The following is a 16,274-nucleotide window of genomic DNA, read 5'->3' as shown; positions in this document are numbered from 1 at the left end:
ACGATTGCTGCGGCGGGCCGCGAGGCGCTGCCTCCCCGAGCAGAGCTGACAGGCCATGACCGACCTCCGAAGCGACAGCGACGCCCCCGGTCCGGTGGCCCACGCCCCACTGGAGCAGTGCGCTCCCTACCTGTGGGGGGACCTCGACCCGCAGGACGAGTGGGAGTTCGAACGCCACCTCGGCACCTGCGTGATCTGCCTGGACGAGTGTGACCGGCTGGGCCCGCTGGTGGGTGCCTTCTCCGGGCTGACCACCGGTGAGGTCTCCGGCCTGCTCACCGCCGACACCGCTGCGACGCCGGCCGGCCCGCCCGCTCCCACCTCGACGCCGTCCGACCCGCCTGCTCCCACCCCGACGCCGGCCGGCCCGTCCGGTCCCACCCTGGCGGCGGGCGGCCCGCCCGCTCCCACCCCGGTCCCGGCCGAGCGGCCCGGTTCCGCCCCCGCCCCGCCCCCGACCGGGCACCCTGGGTCCACCCCTACCCCGGCTCCGCGCGGGGGGTCCGGTTCCGACCCCGCGACGGTGTCCACCGGTCCGGTGGCCGTCGGGGCGGACGGCGCGGCCACGGCCACCGGTGCCGATGTCGCGCCCGCCCGGCCCGAGCCGTCACGTCCGGCTCCCGCGCCGTCGCGGCCGGCCCCGACCGATCGACCGCGCACCCGGGACGCGGCCGGCCGTGGTCCGGCCGGCCGTGAGCCTGACCGGGTCCGGCGGGGGCGACGGCGGTGGCTCGTCGCCGGCACGCTCGCCATGGTCGCGGCGGTGTCCCTGGGGGTGACGCTCGGGCAGCGGCAGCAGAGCGGTGCACCCGTCGCGGGGCGGTCCACCGTCAACCCGGTCAACGCGGGAGTGACGGTGGAGGGAGTAGGTGCCTCGGCACGGCTCTCCGTGACCGTCTCGGCCCGTACCGACCGACCCGGGCCGGTCGCCGACGTGCGGGCCACCGTGGTCGGCCTGACGGCGGGGGTCGAGTACCGGCTCTACGCGGTCGCCGCCGACACCCGGACCTACCAGGTGGCACAGTGGACGGCGACGACCGGGCCGGAGGAGGTCACCGGTGAGATCGCGGTCGCCGTCGACACCCTGGCGTTCTTCGCGGTCGCGCAGGCCGACGGGACGGCGGTCGTGTCGGCCCGGATCGGCCGCCCCACCGGCCCCCGCTGACCAGCCCCGTCCCGCCGCCCCAACTGGTCCGGCTGCCCCGTGCTTCCGGCTGTCCCGTCGGTCGGGCCGTCCCGTCGGTCCTCGCCGGCTAGGCCTTCACCTTCGTCCACTTCTGGTTGGCCTCGCCGTTGCACGTCCACAGCTGCAGGCCGGTGCCGTTGGCGGTGGACCAGTCCCGGACGTCGACGCACCTGCCGATCGCCGAGTTGACCATGTCGCCGGAGCCGTTGATCCAGAACTTCTGGGCCCAGCCGCCGTTGCACGTCGCCAACTGGATGCGGGTGCCGTCGGCGCTGGAGGCGTTCGCCAGATCCATGCAGAGCGAACCCATCCGGATCGTGCCGTCACCGCCGAAGGTCCACTTCTGCCGGGCCGAGCTGTTGCAGTCCCAGATCACCAACTGCTGGCCGTCGACGGTGGAGGGGGCGTACACACAGGTGCTGCCGTACCCGCGGATGCGGTAGCCGGTGGACGCCGCCGGCGCTGGCGCCGGGGTGGTCGGACGGGCCGCTGCCTGCGTGGACGGGGCGGTGGCCGCCGGGGCGGGCTTGGTCGGGTTGGCACCGGGCCTGGTCGTGCCGGTGCCGGCGCCGGGACCGGGGCCCGCACCGGCGGGCGTGGGCGGCAGGGCCAGCACCGGGCCCCGGGTGCCGGCGGGCAGTGGGGGTCGCGTCGACGGACGGCCGCCGAGCCGGGGATCCTGGGCGTAGAAGGCGGCATAGGCCAGGACCCGGCTGGCGTTCTCGTCCACCATGCTCAGGTCCGGGGCGCCACCGGCCTGCACCCCCGGACCCCACTGGAAGGCGGCCAACGCGAGCGGGTACGGGTCGGCGGTCAGTCCCCCCAGGTCGGTGGTGAGGGCACACATGGTCCGGCCGAGCGTGGCGATCGCCGTGGCGGCTTCCCACGGCGACTGACCCGCCGTCGCGTAGCGGCTCCAGACCGTGGGGAGGAACTGGGCGATGCCCTGCGCGCCGTTCGCACCGAGCAGGTTCGGGTTGAACCCCGACGCCGCCATGAGCTGTCCGGCGATCTTGGCTGGGGTCACCGCCGGGCAGGCGCGGCCGGCGGCGAGGACCGCCGACAGGTACTCGTCGGGGATGGGGCGCGGTGCGCTGCCGGCGGTCGGTGCGGGTGGGACAGGTGTCGGTGGCCCGCCCGTCGCGTCCCGGTCGAAGTCGGGCTGCCGGGAGTACCACTCGGCGTAGCCGACGACGGTCCGCACGTACCCGGCCGCCGCCTCGGGGATACCCCGGTCGGCCTGGACCGCGGGCATCCCGGAGTGGTGCGCCGCGAGTGCCAGCTCCCACGTGTCGCCGTCGACGTCGCCCCGGGCGACCTGCCCGACGAGGTCGCACATGTGGTGGGCCAGCGCGACGATGTTCGCCGCGACGTCCAGGCGGGGCGCGTCGGGCCAGGGCAGCCACCGCTGCCACAGCTCGTCGGTCAACCCGGCCACCCCGGAACCACCGTTGTCGGTGCGCGCGTCGGCCACGAAACCCGAGGCGGCCATGAGCTGCCCGGCCAGGCGGGGCGCGGTGAGCGTCGGACACGAGAGCGCGGCCTGGGCGATCAGCGGCGCCTGGTCGGCGGGGACCGGCTTGCCCTCCACGGTGTCGGCGGTGGCCGTGCCGAACCCGGTGGTGGCGGCGAAACCGGCCAGCACAGCGAGCGCGAGGGCCACCAGACCGGCGATGATCCGCGCGACGATCGGTGGGCCGGGCAGGCGCGACAGCCGTCGCCGTATGCCGTCGGGCAGCGGTGACAACCGCTGCCGCACCCCACCGACGAATCGTTCCAGCCGCTCGCGGTGGGGCGTGAAGGTCAGTGGCACCGGTGCGCTCCTCGACAGGCTGTGGCTTCGACCTCTCAACGCACCGAGCAAGTCGAAAGTTCAGTCGGATCAGGGAGGAGTTTGCCGGTAGCGCCGGGAGGCGGCAATGCCGGGGCACGCGGCGGACGTCACCGCAGCGCCCCGGCCCGGGTTCACCGGTGGAGCCCTCCGTTTGCGACCGCGGGGCTGCGCTGCGCTGCACTCCTCGCGCTCACCTGTGCCGACCTTCCGTTCGCGACTGCGGGGCTCCGCTGCGCTGCACTCCTCGCGCTCACCCGTGTCAGCCCTTCCTGGTAGCCGGCGCTCACCTGATGATCAGGCTGTCGAGGTAGCCGGTCAGGTTGCGGCGAATCTCCGCCACCGAGTCACCACCGAACTTCTCCACGGCAGCCTCAGCGAGGACCAACGCCACCATCGCCTCCGCCACCACCGCCGCCGCCGGCACCGCACACACGTCGCTGCGCTGGTTGATCGCCGTCGCCGGCTCACCCGTCGCCACATCCACCGTCGACAGAGCCCGATTCAACGACGAAATCGGCTTCATCGCCGCCCGCACCCGCACCGGCTCACCCGTCGTGATCCCACCCTCCAAACCACCCGCCCGATCCGTCACCCGACGCACCCCCGTCGCCGTCGGCACGATCTCGTCATGCGCCTCCGACCCCCGCGACCGCGCCTGCAACCACCCGTCCCCGATCTCCACCCCCTTGATCGCCTGGATCGACATCAACGCCGTCGCCAACCGGGCATCAAGCTTCCGATCCCACTGCACATGACTACCCAGACCCGGCGGCACCCCGTACGCCAACACCTCCACCACCCCACCCAGCGTGTCAGCAGCCTTCTTCGCAGCATCCACCTCAGCGACCATCCGGACACTCGCGTCCGGATCGAGACACCGCAACGGGTCCGCGTCGATCCGCTCAGCATCCTCCGGCACCGGCCGCAAACCGGGCTTCGCGGCCACCGAACCCAACTCCACCACGTGCGACACGATCTCGATGCCGAGGGCCTGCTTCACCAGGGCCTTCGCCACGGTGCCCACGGCCACCCGCGCAGCCGTCTCCCGGGCGCTGGCCCGCTCCAGGATCGGCCGCGCATCCGTGTGACCGTACTTCTGCATGCCGGCCAGGTCGGCGTGGCCGGGCCGGGGACGGGTCAGCGGAGCGTTCCGGGCCTGACTCGCCAACTCGTCCGCATCCACCGGGTCGGCGGCCATCACCGTCTGCCACTTCGGCCACTCCGAGTTCCCCACCCGGATCGCGACCGGACTGCCCAGCGTGACGCCGTGCCGCAGACCACCGACGACCTCGACCTCATCCTGCTCGAACGCCATCCGCGCACCCCGGCCATAACCCAACCGACGACGCGCCAACTCACCCACGATGTCACCAGAAGTCACCACCACCCCGGCGGGAACCCCCTCCAACAACGCCACCAGAGCCGGACCATGCGATTCACCTGCAGTCAGCCAACGCAACACCGTCACCACCCCCGTCACGTCCGCGCACCGGGCAGGGCGTGCGCCGTCCCGGCGCCGGCCGGCACCCGGGCCGGCGGGGCGGCACCGGCGGCAGCCGGGTTCCCCACCTCGGCCAGGTAGCGGGCGTGGGCGGCGGCGAGGTGGCCGCCGGTCCGGGCCGTGCTGATCAGCACCGCCATGTTGGCCCGGGACGAGCGGCCCTGGGTGGCCGCGTCGACAGCACGCATGAGGTACTTCGTGATGGCGTTGCCGCGTACCCCGTCGCGTCGGGCGGCCGACATCGCCTCGACGATGGCCCGGTCGACCTCGGCGTCGTCCACCGCCTCCTCGGCGTCGACCGGGGTGGTGATCAGGAAGGAGCTGTGGTTGCCCAGCGCCCAGTGGTTCTCCACCGCGCGGGCGACGACCGTGTCGTCGTCGAGGCGGCAGGGGCTGGGGATCCCGCTGGAGACGCAGTAGAAGGCCGGAAAGTCGTCGGAGCGGTAGGAGACCACCGGCACCGAGTGGGTCTCCAGGTATTCCATGGTCAGTCCGAGGTCGAGGATCTTCTTGGCCCCGGCGCACACCACGGCGACCCGGGAACGGGTGAACTGGACGAGGTCCGAGGAGATGTCCATGCTGGTCTCCGCGCCCCGGTGGACCCCGCCGATGCCGGCGGACGCGAAGAACGCGATGCCGGCGAGGTCCGCCGCGATCAGTGAACTCGCCACGGTCAGCGCGCCCATGCCGCCCCGGGCGAGCGCCACCGGCAGGTCCCGGGCGCTCACCTTGGGGATGCCCGGTGTGGAGGCGAACCGTTCGATGTCCGCTGCGGTCATGCCGACCCGGATCACCCCGTCGTCGACCGCGACCGTCGCCGGCACCGCGCCGCCCTCCCGGACGGCATCTTCGACCCGGTGCGCGGTGGCGGCGTTGTCCGGGTAACGCAGGCCGTGGGTGATCACGTTGGATTCCAGCGTCACCACCGCCCGCCCCTCGGCCAGGGCGTCGGCGACCTCCTCACTCAGCCGCACCTCGACGGTGGAGTGGACGTTGCGTGTCATGCGGGCTCCTCGGTCGGTCCGGTCCGGGCCGGTCGGGTTCGGTGTCGGGCAGCTCGGGACCGGTTTCGGGCAGTTCGGTTGCGGTTCGTCGGCGGGGCCGGCCCGTCGGTGGGTCGGGGGCGGGGCGGTGTGGGCCGGGGACCGGCTCACTCCTCCAGGACCGCCTCCAGTGCGACGGACACCGCGTCCTCGTCGCAGCCGAAGGCTCTGGTCATGGCGCGGGTGACGGCGGTCACCAGCCGGTTGTGCTGTTCGTCGGTCAGGGCGATCGGCAGGTGGCTGATGCTCACGTGCGGTCGGACCGGGCGACGCCGGGACCGGGCGGGCAGCGCCGCCACCACCTGGTGGACCCCCGGTTCGCGCAGCACCCCGTAGTGGTCGGCGGCCAGGTCGACGACGACGGGGGAGAGGTTGCGGCGGGCGACGGCGGTGTCGAGGAAGGACTCCTGGTCGCCCCGGGTACGCAGCACCGTCACCGGGGCCCGCACCGGCCGCCTGGCGAGTTCGGCCTCGGTGTGGCGCAGCCCGTACGTGCGGGCGACGACCCCGGTGATCCGGCGGACCAGCGGCAGGTCCAGGGCGGGGAAGTGCCGTTGGACGAACCCGGTGAAGCTCTCCTCGTCCACGACGGTGGCCAGGCACTCCTCGATCACCGGCCCGCTGACCGTCCCCGCGAACACGGAACACAGCACGGCCAGGTACGTCGGGTTGGCGAAGCTCGCCGTGCCGACCGTGGCCGGGTCCTGCGGCACCCCCACCCGGGGTGATCCGGGGGCGATCAGGACGAGTTGGTCGACCTGCTCGCCGGCCTGCTCCAACTGGTACGCCGCCTCCACCGCGACCCGGGTGCCGAACGAGTAACCCCACAGCGTGTAGGGGCCACGGGGTTGCCGTTCCCGGATCGCCCGCACGTCCTCGGCCGCCATCCGGGCGATCGTCCGGTAGGGCTCCTCGCCCGGGTTCACGCCGTGGGCCTGCACGCCGTGGAAGGGCCGGCCGACCGTGCCGGCGAGCAGCCGCAGGTTCATCGGGTAGCCGCCGAGGCCCGGCCAGCAGTAGACGGAGCGACCCTCCCGGGCCGGCGCCAACGGCACCAGCCGGGACCTGCTGACCTGGTCGCGTTGGGCGACGCGCCGGGCCAGCTGGGCCACCGTCGGGCTGTCGAAGATGACCTGCATGGGCAGCGTCGCGCCGAACACCCGGTTGAGTCGGTTGATCAGGGCGACGGCGATCAGCGAGTTGCCACCGCAGGCGAAGAAGTCGTCGTGGACGGAGACGTCGTCCTGGCGGACCGCCTCGGCCCACAGGCGGGCGATGCGGCGTTCCAGGTCGGTGCGGGGCGCCACGAACGGCCGTTGCGGGCCGGGGTCGTCGGCGACCCGGGCGGCGAGTGCCGTGAGGTCGGTCTTGCCGTTGGCGGTCAGCGGCATCCGGTCGACGATCACCACCTTGTTGGGCAGCATGTAGTCCGGCAGCCGACCGGCCAGGTCGTCGCGGATCAGCTCCGCCGGACCCTTCATGTGTACGACGTCCTCCTTCATGCCCCGGCCGGCCACCTGGGCGGCACTGACCCGCCCACCCACGGCGAAGTACGACGGACCGTCGGGTAGCCCGTGCCGGCGCAGGATGCCCCGGATGCGGTGCGCCGAGGGCAGGTCGTGACCGGTGTCGGAGCTGTAGCCGGAGGACATGAAGCCGAAGCCGAGGTCGTTCATGGACAGCCGTTGCAGGGCGCGGCCCAGGTCGACGTAGCGCCGCCACCGGGTCGACGTGGTGCTGATCATGCTGATGCCGATCGCGGCCCGGTCGTACACCTGCTGGTTGATCGCGATGACGTGCTGGCGCAGCACCAGGGCGTCGTCGATGCGGACCAGGTCGCCGTCACGGTGCAGGTACTGCCCCGGGGCCAGGTCCCCGCCCCGGTCCGGGTGGACCTGGACGTACACGTCGATCTCGTCGGGCGGCGGCGGGGCGTACGGCGTCAGCGCGAAGCTGCCGAGGTAGAGGTCCTCGTCGGCGCAGTCGAGGTGCCGGATGGTCTGCGGGGTGTGGTCGGCGGCCGTGACGGTCAGCCCGTACCCGGGCAGGACCTGCTCCAGCAGGCCGACCAGGTGGCCGGTCTCGATCTCCAACACCTCGCGGATGTTGTTCTGGTAGACCGGTTCGATGGCCCGTCGCCGGCCGACGAGGTGCAGCCGGACGGTCGGTTCGGGCCGGGACGCGGCCGGGCTGATCCGGACCAGTTCGTGGGTGAGCGGATGGTGGTAGTAGTAGCCGGACGGTAGCCCCCACAGTTGGTGGATCTCCAGGTAGACCTGGGTGGCGTTGAGCGCCCCCGGTGAGGCGTAGCCGTACTTGGGCAGCAGCCGCTCGTCGCTGACGAACTGCCCGAGGTAGCGGATGATCTCCCCGAAGGTGGCCAGGTCGAGCTGTGCGAGCGGGCGCGGCGGCACCGGGCCGGGCTCGGCCGGGCGCAGCAGTGCCAGCAGGTCGGCGCGGGTGACCGGCGGGCCCTCGTAGAACCGGTACGTCTTGCGGGCGAACACCCGCCGTACCTGCTCCTCGGTGGGTTCGGCCCCGGGCAGTGCGAGCACCGGCCGCCCGGCCAACTCCTGCGGGGTACGCACCCCGCCGTGCGACAACTGGGCCCGGACCTGCAGCCGGCTCTCCTTCGACCGGTGGTGGGCCCCCTGCCGGCCCTGGTCCATCAGCGCCGCCTCGCGCGGGTTGAGTTCGACGACGGCGAGCAGGTGCGGGTGGCCGGTACGCGGGTCGTCGCGGACCAGTACCCCCGCGTGCCGGACCCACTGGTGGGCCTCCACGGCGAGGCGCACCTCGTCGAGTTCGACCCGGAACCCGCGCAGCTTCACCTGGTTGTCGACCCGACCGACGAACCGCACGGTGCCGTCGGCCTGCCAGGCGGCCAGGTCACCGGTGCGGTAGAGCCGTTCGCCGGTGACCGGGTCGGGCACGAACCGTTGCGCGGTCAACGCCGGCCGGTGCAGGTAGCCCCGGGCGAGCTGGACGCCGCCGATGAGCAGTTCCCCGACGGCCTCCCCGGTGACCGGGGCGTCGTCGGTGTCGACGATGACGTAGCGCAGGCCGGTGACGGGCCGCCCGATCGACACGGACTGCTGCGTGGGGTCGAGGGTCGCCGGGTCGACGGTGAACGCCGACGAGTTGATCGTGCACTCGGTGGGGCCGTAGAGGTTGACCAGGGTGGCGGGGTGCGCCGCGAGCACGTCGGCGGCGAGCGTGGTGGACAGCGCCTCACCACCGGTGAAGATCTGCCGCAGGCTGGTGCAGGTGCCGAGGCGTTCGGTGTCGACCAGCGCCCGCAGCAGGGTCGGTACGCACTGCAGGGCGGTGACGCCGTGCCGTCGGATGGTCTCGATGATGGCTTCGGGGTCGCGGTGCAGGCCCGGGGTGCCGGCGACGACGGTGCCGCCGCAGGCCGGGGCGAGGATCTCCCACTGCGCCGCGTCGAAGCTCATCGGGGTCTTCTGGAGGATGACGGCCTCGTCGAGGCGGTAGGTGTCCCGCAGCCACCGCAGTTGGCTGACGATGCTGCGGTGCTCGATCATCACGCCCTTGGGACGACCTGTGCTGCCGGAGGTGTAGATGACGTAGGCGAGATGGCCGGGCCGTGGCCCCCGGCGGGGCACGTCGGGTGGGGCCGTGTCGTGCCACACGCTCAGCGGCACGATGGCGGTGCCGGGCGGGACCAGGTCCGACAGCCGTTCGACGAGGTCGTCCTGGGCGACGACGACGCGCAACCCGGCGTCGGTGGCCATGTAGCGCAGGCGTTCGTCGGGATAGTCGGGGGCCAGGGGCAGGTAGGCGGCCGACGCGTACAGGATTCCCCAGGCCCCGACGACGAGTGCGGCGGACGGCTCGGCGAAGAGTCCGATCCGGTCGTCGGGGCCGGTGCCCCGCTCGCGGAGCTGGGCTGCGAGGGTGCGGGCCCGGCGGGCCAGTTCCCGTCGGGTGATCCCCTCCGGTCCGTGCCGGACGGCGATCGCGTCGGGGTCCGCCCGGACCTGCTCGTCGAGCAGGTCCGGCAGGGTCACGTCGGCCGGGTCGTGGGTGCCGGTGGCCGGTTCAAGGGTGTCGGTGGTCGACTGGTGGGCTTCGGTGGTGGCGGGCGTGGTAAGCATGCTTCCCCCTGTGGTGGGTGACGCCTCACCGGCTGGTCAGCGCCCGTGACGCCACCGGCACCGGGTCGGGTGGCGGAGCCGGCGGGGACGACCTGCGCTGGGCGAGGGCGACTGCGGCGACGATGACCAGGGCTCCGACGAGCTGGGTGACGCTGAGTCGTTGGTCGAGGAAGGCGAAGCCCAGCAGGCTGGCGACGATCGGGCTGACCAGGCTGAGGAAGGAGGCGGCCAGGGCGGGCAGCCGTTCCAGCCCGCGGAACCAGACCGCGTAACCGAACAGCGATCCGACGATCCCCAGGTAGGCGAGGCCGGCCAGGTTGGGACCGGTGAGGTGGTCCGGCAGTCCCTCCAGCAGCAGGGTGGTGGGGAGCAGGACCAGCCCGCCGGCGGTCAGCTGCCAACCGGTGAACTGCAACACCCCCACCCCGGGCGGTCGCGCCCAGCGTTTGGTCAGCACGATCCCGCTGGCCATGCTGGCCGCGCCGGCCAGGGCCGCGATCACGCCGAGCGGGTCGAGCGCGGCGGTCGGGCGCAGCACGAGCAGCGCGACCCCGGTCGCCCCGAGCAGGCACGCCACGACGTGCAGCGGCCGGATGCGGTCGCGCAGCAGCAGCGCCGCGAGGATCAGCACCAGCATCGGCTGGAACGACATGATCAGGGCCGCGACGCCACCGGGCAGCCGGTAGGCCGCGATGAAGAGCAGCACGAAGAACAGACCGATGTTGAGGGTGCCGAGCACCAGCGCCCGCCAGATCCACGCGCCGCGCGGCACCACCCGCCCGAGCGCCATCAGGGCGAGCCCGGCGGGCAGGGCACGGGCCAGGGCGGCCAGGTAGGGCCGGCCCGGGGGCAGCAACTCGGTGGTGACGAGGTACGTGCTGCCCCAGATCGCGGGAGCCAGCGCGGTGATCCCGACGTCGCCGATTCCGCCGCGCCTCATCGGGGCTGGTCCGTGCCGAAGTAGCGGTCACCGAAGTCGCCGATGCCGGGCACCATGTAGGCGTCGGCGTTGAGGCGCTCCTCGATGGCGGAGGTGACGATCCGGACCCGGGGGTGCTGGGCGTGCACGGCGCTGATGCCCTCCGGCGAGGAGAGCAGGGTGACGAAGACGACGTCCTCCTCGAAGACCCCGTACTCACGCAGCAGCGCGAGGGCGGCCAGCGCGGTGCCGCCGGTGGCGAGCATCGGGTCCAGCAGCAGCACCTGGGACATGGCGATGTCCGGGGGCAGGGCCGCGTAGTGGAAGTGCGGCAGTTTCGTCGTCTTGTCCCGCTGGATGAGGATCTTGCCGATCCGGGTCTGCGGCAGCATGGCCCGCAGTTCGCCCTCCATGCTCTCGCCGGCGCGGGCGATGGACACCCCGCAGACCGGTGCGGCCGGACGCAGCCCGTGGTAGGTCTGCCCGACCGGGGTGCGCACCTGCTGGGGGACGACCGGGAGCAGGTCGAGGGCGGTGTCGAGGAGCTGCCGGAAGATCTGGGCGGAGGTCTGCACGAAGTCGGCCCGGGAGGCGTCGCGGTCCCGGATGACGGTGTGCAGCGAGCGCAGCCGGTTGGTCTGCGGCAACAGGTGCAGCCGGCTGGTCACGGCGGGTCCGGCCACGGCGGGTCCGGCCACGGCGGGTCCGGCCACGGTGGGGTGGGTGGCGGTGTCGGTCATGGCTCTCAGTCCTGTCCGGCGAGGTCGGCGAACGCCTGGCGGGCGGCGGTGACGAACTGGCGCACCTTGGCGCGGTCCTTGCGGCGGTCGGGGCCCTCCAGCCCGGTGTGCGCGTCGACGGCGGCGGGGCGTACCGCCGCGATGGCCGCCGCCACGTTGTCGGGGTTCAGGCCACCGGCGAGCATCAGCGGCCGGGGCGCGACGCGGACCAGCTCGGCGCTGACCGACCAGTCGTGGACCAGACCGGTCGCGCCCTTGGCCCCGGTGGCGGGGTTGAAGCTGTCGGTGATGTACATGTCGACCCACTCGGCGCTCTCATCGACGATCTTGACCAGCTCGTCGAGGTTGTCGGACTTGACCACGAGGCTCTTGAGCACGTAGAGGTCGGGGTCGATCCGGCGCAGCTTCTCCAACTGGGCGGGGTCCACGTCGCCGTGCAGCTGCACGGCGGTGACGCCGAGTTCGGCGCAGAACTGCCTGATCTCCTCGGCCTCGGTGAGGTAGGTGATCAGGACGCCCCGGTGCCGGGGCTGGATCGCCGCGACGATGGCGGCCGCGTCGGCCTCGGACAGGTCCTCGTTCTTCGCCGGCAACCGCAGGGCGAACCCCAGCCAGTCGGCGCCCTCCGCACAGATCAGGTCGGCCTCCTCCTGGTCGATGACCCCGGCGACCTGGATCAGTCCCTGCATCTGGTTCTCCCTTTCTGGAAAGCCGGCGGAAATCCCGCGTGGCGCATTGACACGTCGGTGGCGTCCGGAGATCCGAGAAGGACTCGTCCGGGCCCTCGTATCGACAGGAGAAACGTACGAAACCGCGGTGCCGGTGGACAGGCCCATGTGCGGGAAAGCGTCGGTGCCACTTTGCCGGCGAGTGGTCCGGCCATGGCACCACGGCACCCCGTACCGCCTGATCGCGGCGGAGCCGAATCAGATTCACCAAGTCATTCGTTGATTTCTCGCGAACAGTTCGTGAATGGCACCGCCGCATTGAGCGCGAACTGTCACCCGTCGACGGACACGCCGTCACGGGGATTCCCGGGAATTGCCGGGCCGGCTTGCTATCACTGGGGCCGAGGAGGTCTACAAGTGACACAGAGTTCCATGCCCGCCGCGGTGCCCGTGACCGTGGCCGACCCACACCCCCGCCGTCGGATCGACCTGTGCGGGACCCACCTCTCGTACGTCGACGTGGGCGACGGGGAACCGATCGTGTTCCTGCACGGCAACCCCACGTCCTCGTACCTGTGGCGCAACGTCATCCCGGCGGTCCGCGACCTGGGCCGCTGCCTCGCCCCCGACCTGGTCGGGATGGGCGACTCCGGGCCGGCGCCCGACGGCGGCTACCGCTTCACCGACCAGGCGCGCTATCTCGACGCCTGGTTCGACGCCGTGGTGGGCGACCGACCGGTCACCCTGGTGCTGCACGACTGGGGTTCGGCGCTGGGCTTCCACTGGGCGGCCCGCCACCCCGAACGGGTCCGGGCCGTCGCCTACCTGGAGGCGATCGTCCAACCCCGCCGGTGGAGCGACTTCGAGGCCGGCCGGGACCAGCTCTTCCGCGCCATGCGCTCGCCCGACGGGGAACGCCTGGTGCTCCAGGAGAACTTCTTCGTCGAGGTGGTGCTGCCGCGCAGCGTGGTGCGCCCCCTGTCGGAGGCGGAACTGGACCACTACCGTCGGCCCTTCGGCGACCCCGACTCGCGCCGACCGACCCTGATGTTCCCCCGGGAGCTGCCCATCGAGGGCGAACCGGCCGACGTGACCGCCATCGTCGAGGAGTACGGCCGCTGGCTGGCCGCCTCCCCGGTGCCGAAACTGCTGGTGGTCGCCGAGCCGGGGGCGTTGCTCACCGGCCGGGCCCTGGCGTTCGCCCGGACCTTCCCCAACCAGCGCGAGGTCACCGTCACCGGCAGCCACTACGTGCAGGAGGACTCACCGGACGAGATCGGGGCCGCCCTGCGGGACTTCGTCACCGCCCTCTGAGGACAGCCGTGGGGCGGGCGGTGGAACCGCCCGCCCCACGGAGACCGGTCAGGCGGCCGAGGTGGCCCGCTGCTCCTGCGGCGTCCCGGCCGGCGTCGACGAGGCGCTCAGCTCCCGCAGGACCGACTGCTCGGTGCGGGTCCGCGCCACGTCCAGCCCACCGTCGTCGTCGGTCAGCAGCAGCTGGGCGAACTGCGCGCGCACCTCACGCTTGAGCACCTTGCCGGTGACGCCCAGCGGGATCTTGGTATCCCCCTTGGAGATGACCGCCGCGGCCAGCTCGTGCCGGCCCGCCGCCCGCAGCGCCCGGTTGACCCGGGTCAGCAGCTCCTCGGCGCTGAGGTCCGCCCCGTCGATCAGGCGCAGCGCGGCGATCGGGGCGAACGAGGTCGGCTCGACCGGGTCGACCACCCCGACGACGGCGCAGTCCACCACCGCCCGGCATGCCTTGAAGATCTCCTCCTCGATGGTGAGGCTGTAGACCGGGCCGCGCCGCGTCGTGATCACGTCCGTGGTCCGGTCGTAGTGGTAGAACCGGCCCTTGTCGTCCTTGTAGCCGATGTCACCGGTGAGCCAGTAGCCGTTGCGGATCGACTTGTGCGTCAGCTCGTGGTTGCCCCAGTAGCCAAGGGTCACCGTCGGGGTGTGCACCGCCAGGTAGCCGACCTCGTTGGGGCCCAGCTCCCGACCGTCCTCGTCGAAGACGACCGCGTCCTCGACGATCGGCTCCGGGTAGCCGACACAACGGTTGTAGGCGTTGGTCTTGGGGCCGTGGATGTTGAGGAACAGGGCCATGCCCATCTCCGAGGCGCCCAGCCCGTCGAGGTAGTGCGACCCCGGCCGCCAGCTGCCGTTCTCCCGGTGCCGGCCGAGCCGGACCAGCTCCCGGACGTGGGCCTCGTGCGAGGCGTCCGCCGTGCTGATCCAGGTCGTCACGTTCGCCGCGGCGGACGGCTCCAAGCCGAGCGCGAGCATCTCGGTGAAGGTGATCGGGAAGCCGGTCACCACGCTGGGCTTCCACCACCGCATCGCCTCGGCCACCGTCGCCCCGTCCTGGGACTCCATGACCAGGGTGGGCAGGCCGATGAGGGTGGCCATCATCATGTAGCTGTAGCCCGACGAGTGCGACGCGGGGAAGGCCAGCAGCATCTTGTCGTCCGGGCCCGACGGCAGCGTCATGATCCGGGGCGCTTGCCGGCGAAGAACTGACGGTGGCCGAACGTGGCGGCCTTCGGCATGCCGGTGGTGCCCGAGGAGTGCGAGATGAGCACCGGGTCGCGGTCGCCGTGCCGGTACGGGTAGACCCCGGGCAGCGGGCCGGCCGGCGGCGCGGCGTGCATCGCCTCCTGCGAGGCGGTGAACCGGAACGGCCGGGCGTCGGCCATCCCGTTGAGCAGCGGGCCGAGCTTGTCCGCGTCGACCACCACGCCGACCGCGTCGAGCCGGGACAGGTACTTGGCGGCGGTGTCGGGCACCATGTTCGGGTTGATCACCGCGGGGATCGCGCCGAGGCTGTTGAGCGCCAGGAAGTGCACGAAGCTCGCCATGCCGTTGCGGGTGAAGACCCCGACCCGGTCGCCGTGGGTGACCCCGGCGTTGTGGTACCACCGGGCGTACCGCTCGGTCTGGTCGCGCAGCGTCGCCAGGCTGTAGACGACCAGGTCGTCCGGGCCGCCGCCGGGCGGCAGGTGGTGGAACAGCGGGGCGTCGTGGTCCTGCCCCCGTTCCAGGGCGTGCCACAGGAAGTCGCCGGCGCCGAGCTGACGGGTGGCCAGCAGCTCCAGCCGGGCCCGCAGGCCCCGGTGCGACCGCCCGAAGTGCATGCGCGGGACCGATGCCAGATAACGCTGTAGTGACCTGAGCTTCATGGTGCCTCCTCGGTGCTTCGGTGCGGCCAGATGGCCTCGGGGTCGGGCAGGGGTTCGGCCAGCGCGTCGAGATGGGCGCGCCATTCGTGCAACCGCCGCTCGTGGACGGGAGCGGTCGGCTGTCCGTTGATCTGGGTCAGGACTCGGATGCCGTGCAGGGCGCTGGTGATCCACACCTCGCTGGCGAGCAGCTCCGCCACGCTGGGCAGCCGGTGCCGCACCGGCAGCCCCAGCTCGGCACAGCGGGCCAGCAGCAGCCGACGGGTGACGCCGGGCAGGATGCGCCCGTCGTCCGGCGGGGTGTGCAGGACGCCGGAGGACCACCAGTAGATCGTGCTGAACGCCCCCTCACGGACCAGCCCCTGCTCGTCGCAGAGCAGGGCCTCGTCGGCCTGCGCGTCCTGGGCGGCGGCCCGGATCTTCTCCAGTTCCTCGAAGTCGGGCCCCTTGAGGTGGGGCAGCCGGCGGGGGTCCGGATGGGGCCACAGCCAGCCGCGTGCCTGGCTGACCAGCGGTGGGGCGGGACGCAGCCGCAGGGCCAGCCGCTGCGTGGGGACCAGGTGCAGTTCGATGCGGGGGAACCACACCCCGGAGCGGGGCAGTGCCGTGGTGACCGACGTCCCGAAGGACGCCACCCGGTGCGCCGAGACCCCGAACCCCCGTACGGCGGCGTCGAAACGCTGCCAGTGCAGTGGATAGGCCCGTGCCCGGCCCTCGGTGAGGAGCCAGGAGTCGGCGACGACGGGTCGGTACCGACTGTCCTCGATTCCTTCGCGGACCCCCGTCTCCCACAGCAGCAGGGGGGCGGCCCGAGTCGCCGGCGGCATCTGTTCCTCCGATCCGCGGTGCATCGCCGATTGGCTGGGCCGACCATAGGGCGGCCGTCCGCCGCCGCTCCAGAGCCACGTTGGCACCGGCTTCCGGGCCACTTGTCGGCTCCGGCTTTGGTCCCGTGGAAACCACTGATGTGGCCCTGTACCGACCGTGGCCGGGTGCCTATCGTCGCTACCTACCGTGACCGTTGTTCACATTCGTCGCGGTCCCCGGTCGATCCGGCCCCTCGGGGCGGGCACACCGACCGAC

The 16,274-nt window shown here is 72.5% G+C and carries 12 protein-coding genes; 2 read left to right on the top strand and 10 right to left on the bottom strand.

Going from position 1 to position 16,274, the window contains the following annotated elements:
* Window positions 1-55 precede the first annotated feature (55 nt).
* Window positions 56-1,165 (top strand): hypothetical protein, encoded by a 1,110-nt coding sequence (locus tag J7462_RS08105; RefSeq protein WP_219463160.1) that lies wholly within the window; start codon window positions 56-58, stop codon window positions 1,163-1,165.
* A gap of 88 nt (window positions 1,166-1,253) precedes the next feature.
* Here J7462_RS08105 and J7462_RS08100 read toward each other — a convergent pair whose 3' ends face one another.
* The 7 genes from J7462_RS08100 to J7462_RS08070 form a co-directional block, all read right to left on the bottom strand.
* Complete coding sequence (locus tag J7462_RS08100) at window positions 1,254-2,999, bottom strand: ricin-type beta-trefoil lectin domain protein (RefSeq protein WP_219463159.1); 1,746 nt, start codon at window positions 2,997-2,999, stop codon at window positions 1,254-1,256.
* Between the two features lie 304 nt (window positions 3,000-3,303).
* Window positions 3,304-4,482, bottom strand: coding sequence for a chorismate synthase (aroC, locus tag J7462_RS08095; protein WP_219470126.1), 1,179 nt, complete (start codon window positions 4,480-4,482; stop codon window positions 3,304-3,306).
* A 14-nt stretch (window positions 4,483-4,496) separates the two neighbouring features.
* A complete protein-coding gene (locus J7462_RS08090; protein ID WP_219463157.1) occupies window positions 4,497-5,525 on the bottom strand; it encodes a pseudouridine-5'-phosphate glycosidase in 1,029 nt (342 codons plus the stop codon).
* 146 nt (window positions 5,526-5,671) lie between these two features.
* Entirely contained in the window at window positions 5,672-9,682 is a 4,011-nt protein-coding gene (locus J7462_RS08085; protein WP_219463156.1) for an amino acid adenylation domain-containing protein, read from the bottom strand.
* Between the two features lie 25 nt (window positions 9,683-9,707).
* Window positions 9,708-10,622 (bottom strand): EamA family transporter, encoded by a 915-nt coding sequence (locus J7462_RS08080; RefSeq protein WP_219463154.1) that lies wholly within the window; start codon window positions 10,620-10,622, stop codon window positions 9,708-9,710.
* A complete protein-coding gene (gene upp, locus J7462_RS08075; RefSeq protein WP_219463152.1) occupies window positions 10,619-11,341 on the bottom strand; it encodes a uracil phosphoribosyltransferase in 723 nt (240 codons plus the stop codon). Before upp ends, J7462_RS08080 begins: the two co-directional genes overlap by 4 nt.
* A 5-nt stretch (window positions 11,342-11,346) precedes the next feature.
* Window positions 11,347-12,030, bottom strand: a complete 684-nt coding sequence (locus tag J7462_RS08070; RefSeq protein ID WP_208570956.1) for a phosphoribosylanthranilate isomerase — start codon at window positions 12,028-12,030, stop codon at window positions 11,347-11,349.
* Between the two features lie 396 nt (window positions 12,031-12,426).
* Between J7462_RS08070 and J7462_RS08065 the strand changes: the two genes are divergently transcribed.
* Window positions 12,427-13,323 carry a haloalkane dehalogenase gene (locus tag J7462_RS08065; RefSeq protein WP_219463149.1) on the top strand — a complete coding sequence of 299 codons (897 nt, stop codon included), beginning with the start codon at window positions 12,427-12,429 and terminating at the stop codon, window positions 13,321-13,323.
* A gap of 48 nt (window positions 13,324-13,371) precedes the next feature.
* Here the strand turns inward: J7462_RS08065 and J7462_RS08060 are convergent, their stop codons facing one another.
* From J7462_RS08060 to J7462_RS08050, 3 genes are read right to left on the bottom strand one after another with little or no spacing between them, the layout of a single operon-like run.
* On the bottom strand, window positions 13,372-14,502 hold the full coding sequence (locus J7462_RS08060) for a class I adenylate-forming enzyme family protein (RefSeq protein WP_219463147.1): 1,131 nt from the start codon (window positions 14,500-14,502) through the stop codon (window positions 13,372-13,374).
* Complete coding sequence (locus J7462_RS08055; RefSeq protein ID WP_219463145.1) at window positions 14,499-15,191, bottom strand: AMP-binding protein; 693 nt, start codon at window positions 15,189-15,191, stop codon at window positions 14,499-14,501. Before J7462_RS08055 ends, J7462_RS08060 begins: the two co-directional genes overlap by 4 nt.
* Window positions 15,188-16,018, bottom strand: coding sequence for an aminotransferase class IV (locus J7462_RS08050; RefSeq protein WP_219463143.1), 831 nt, complete (start codon window positions 16,016-16,018; stop codon window positions 15,188-15,190). Before J7462_RS08050 ends, J7462_RS08055 begins: the two co-directional genes overlap by 4 nt.
* Window positions 16,019-16,274: the final 256 nt, after the last annotated feature.

The sequence above is a fragment of the Micromonospora sp. RL09-050-HVF-A genome (genome assembly GCF_019374995.1).
Lineage (GTDB): Bacteria > Actinomycetota > Actinomycetes > Mycobacteriales > Micromonosporaceae > Micromonospora > Micromonospora antibiotica.
The sequence above is the reverse complement of the archived record's forward strand: the minus strand, read 5'-3'. Positions and strand labels throughout refer to the sequence as shown.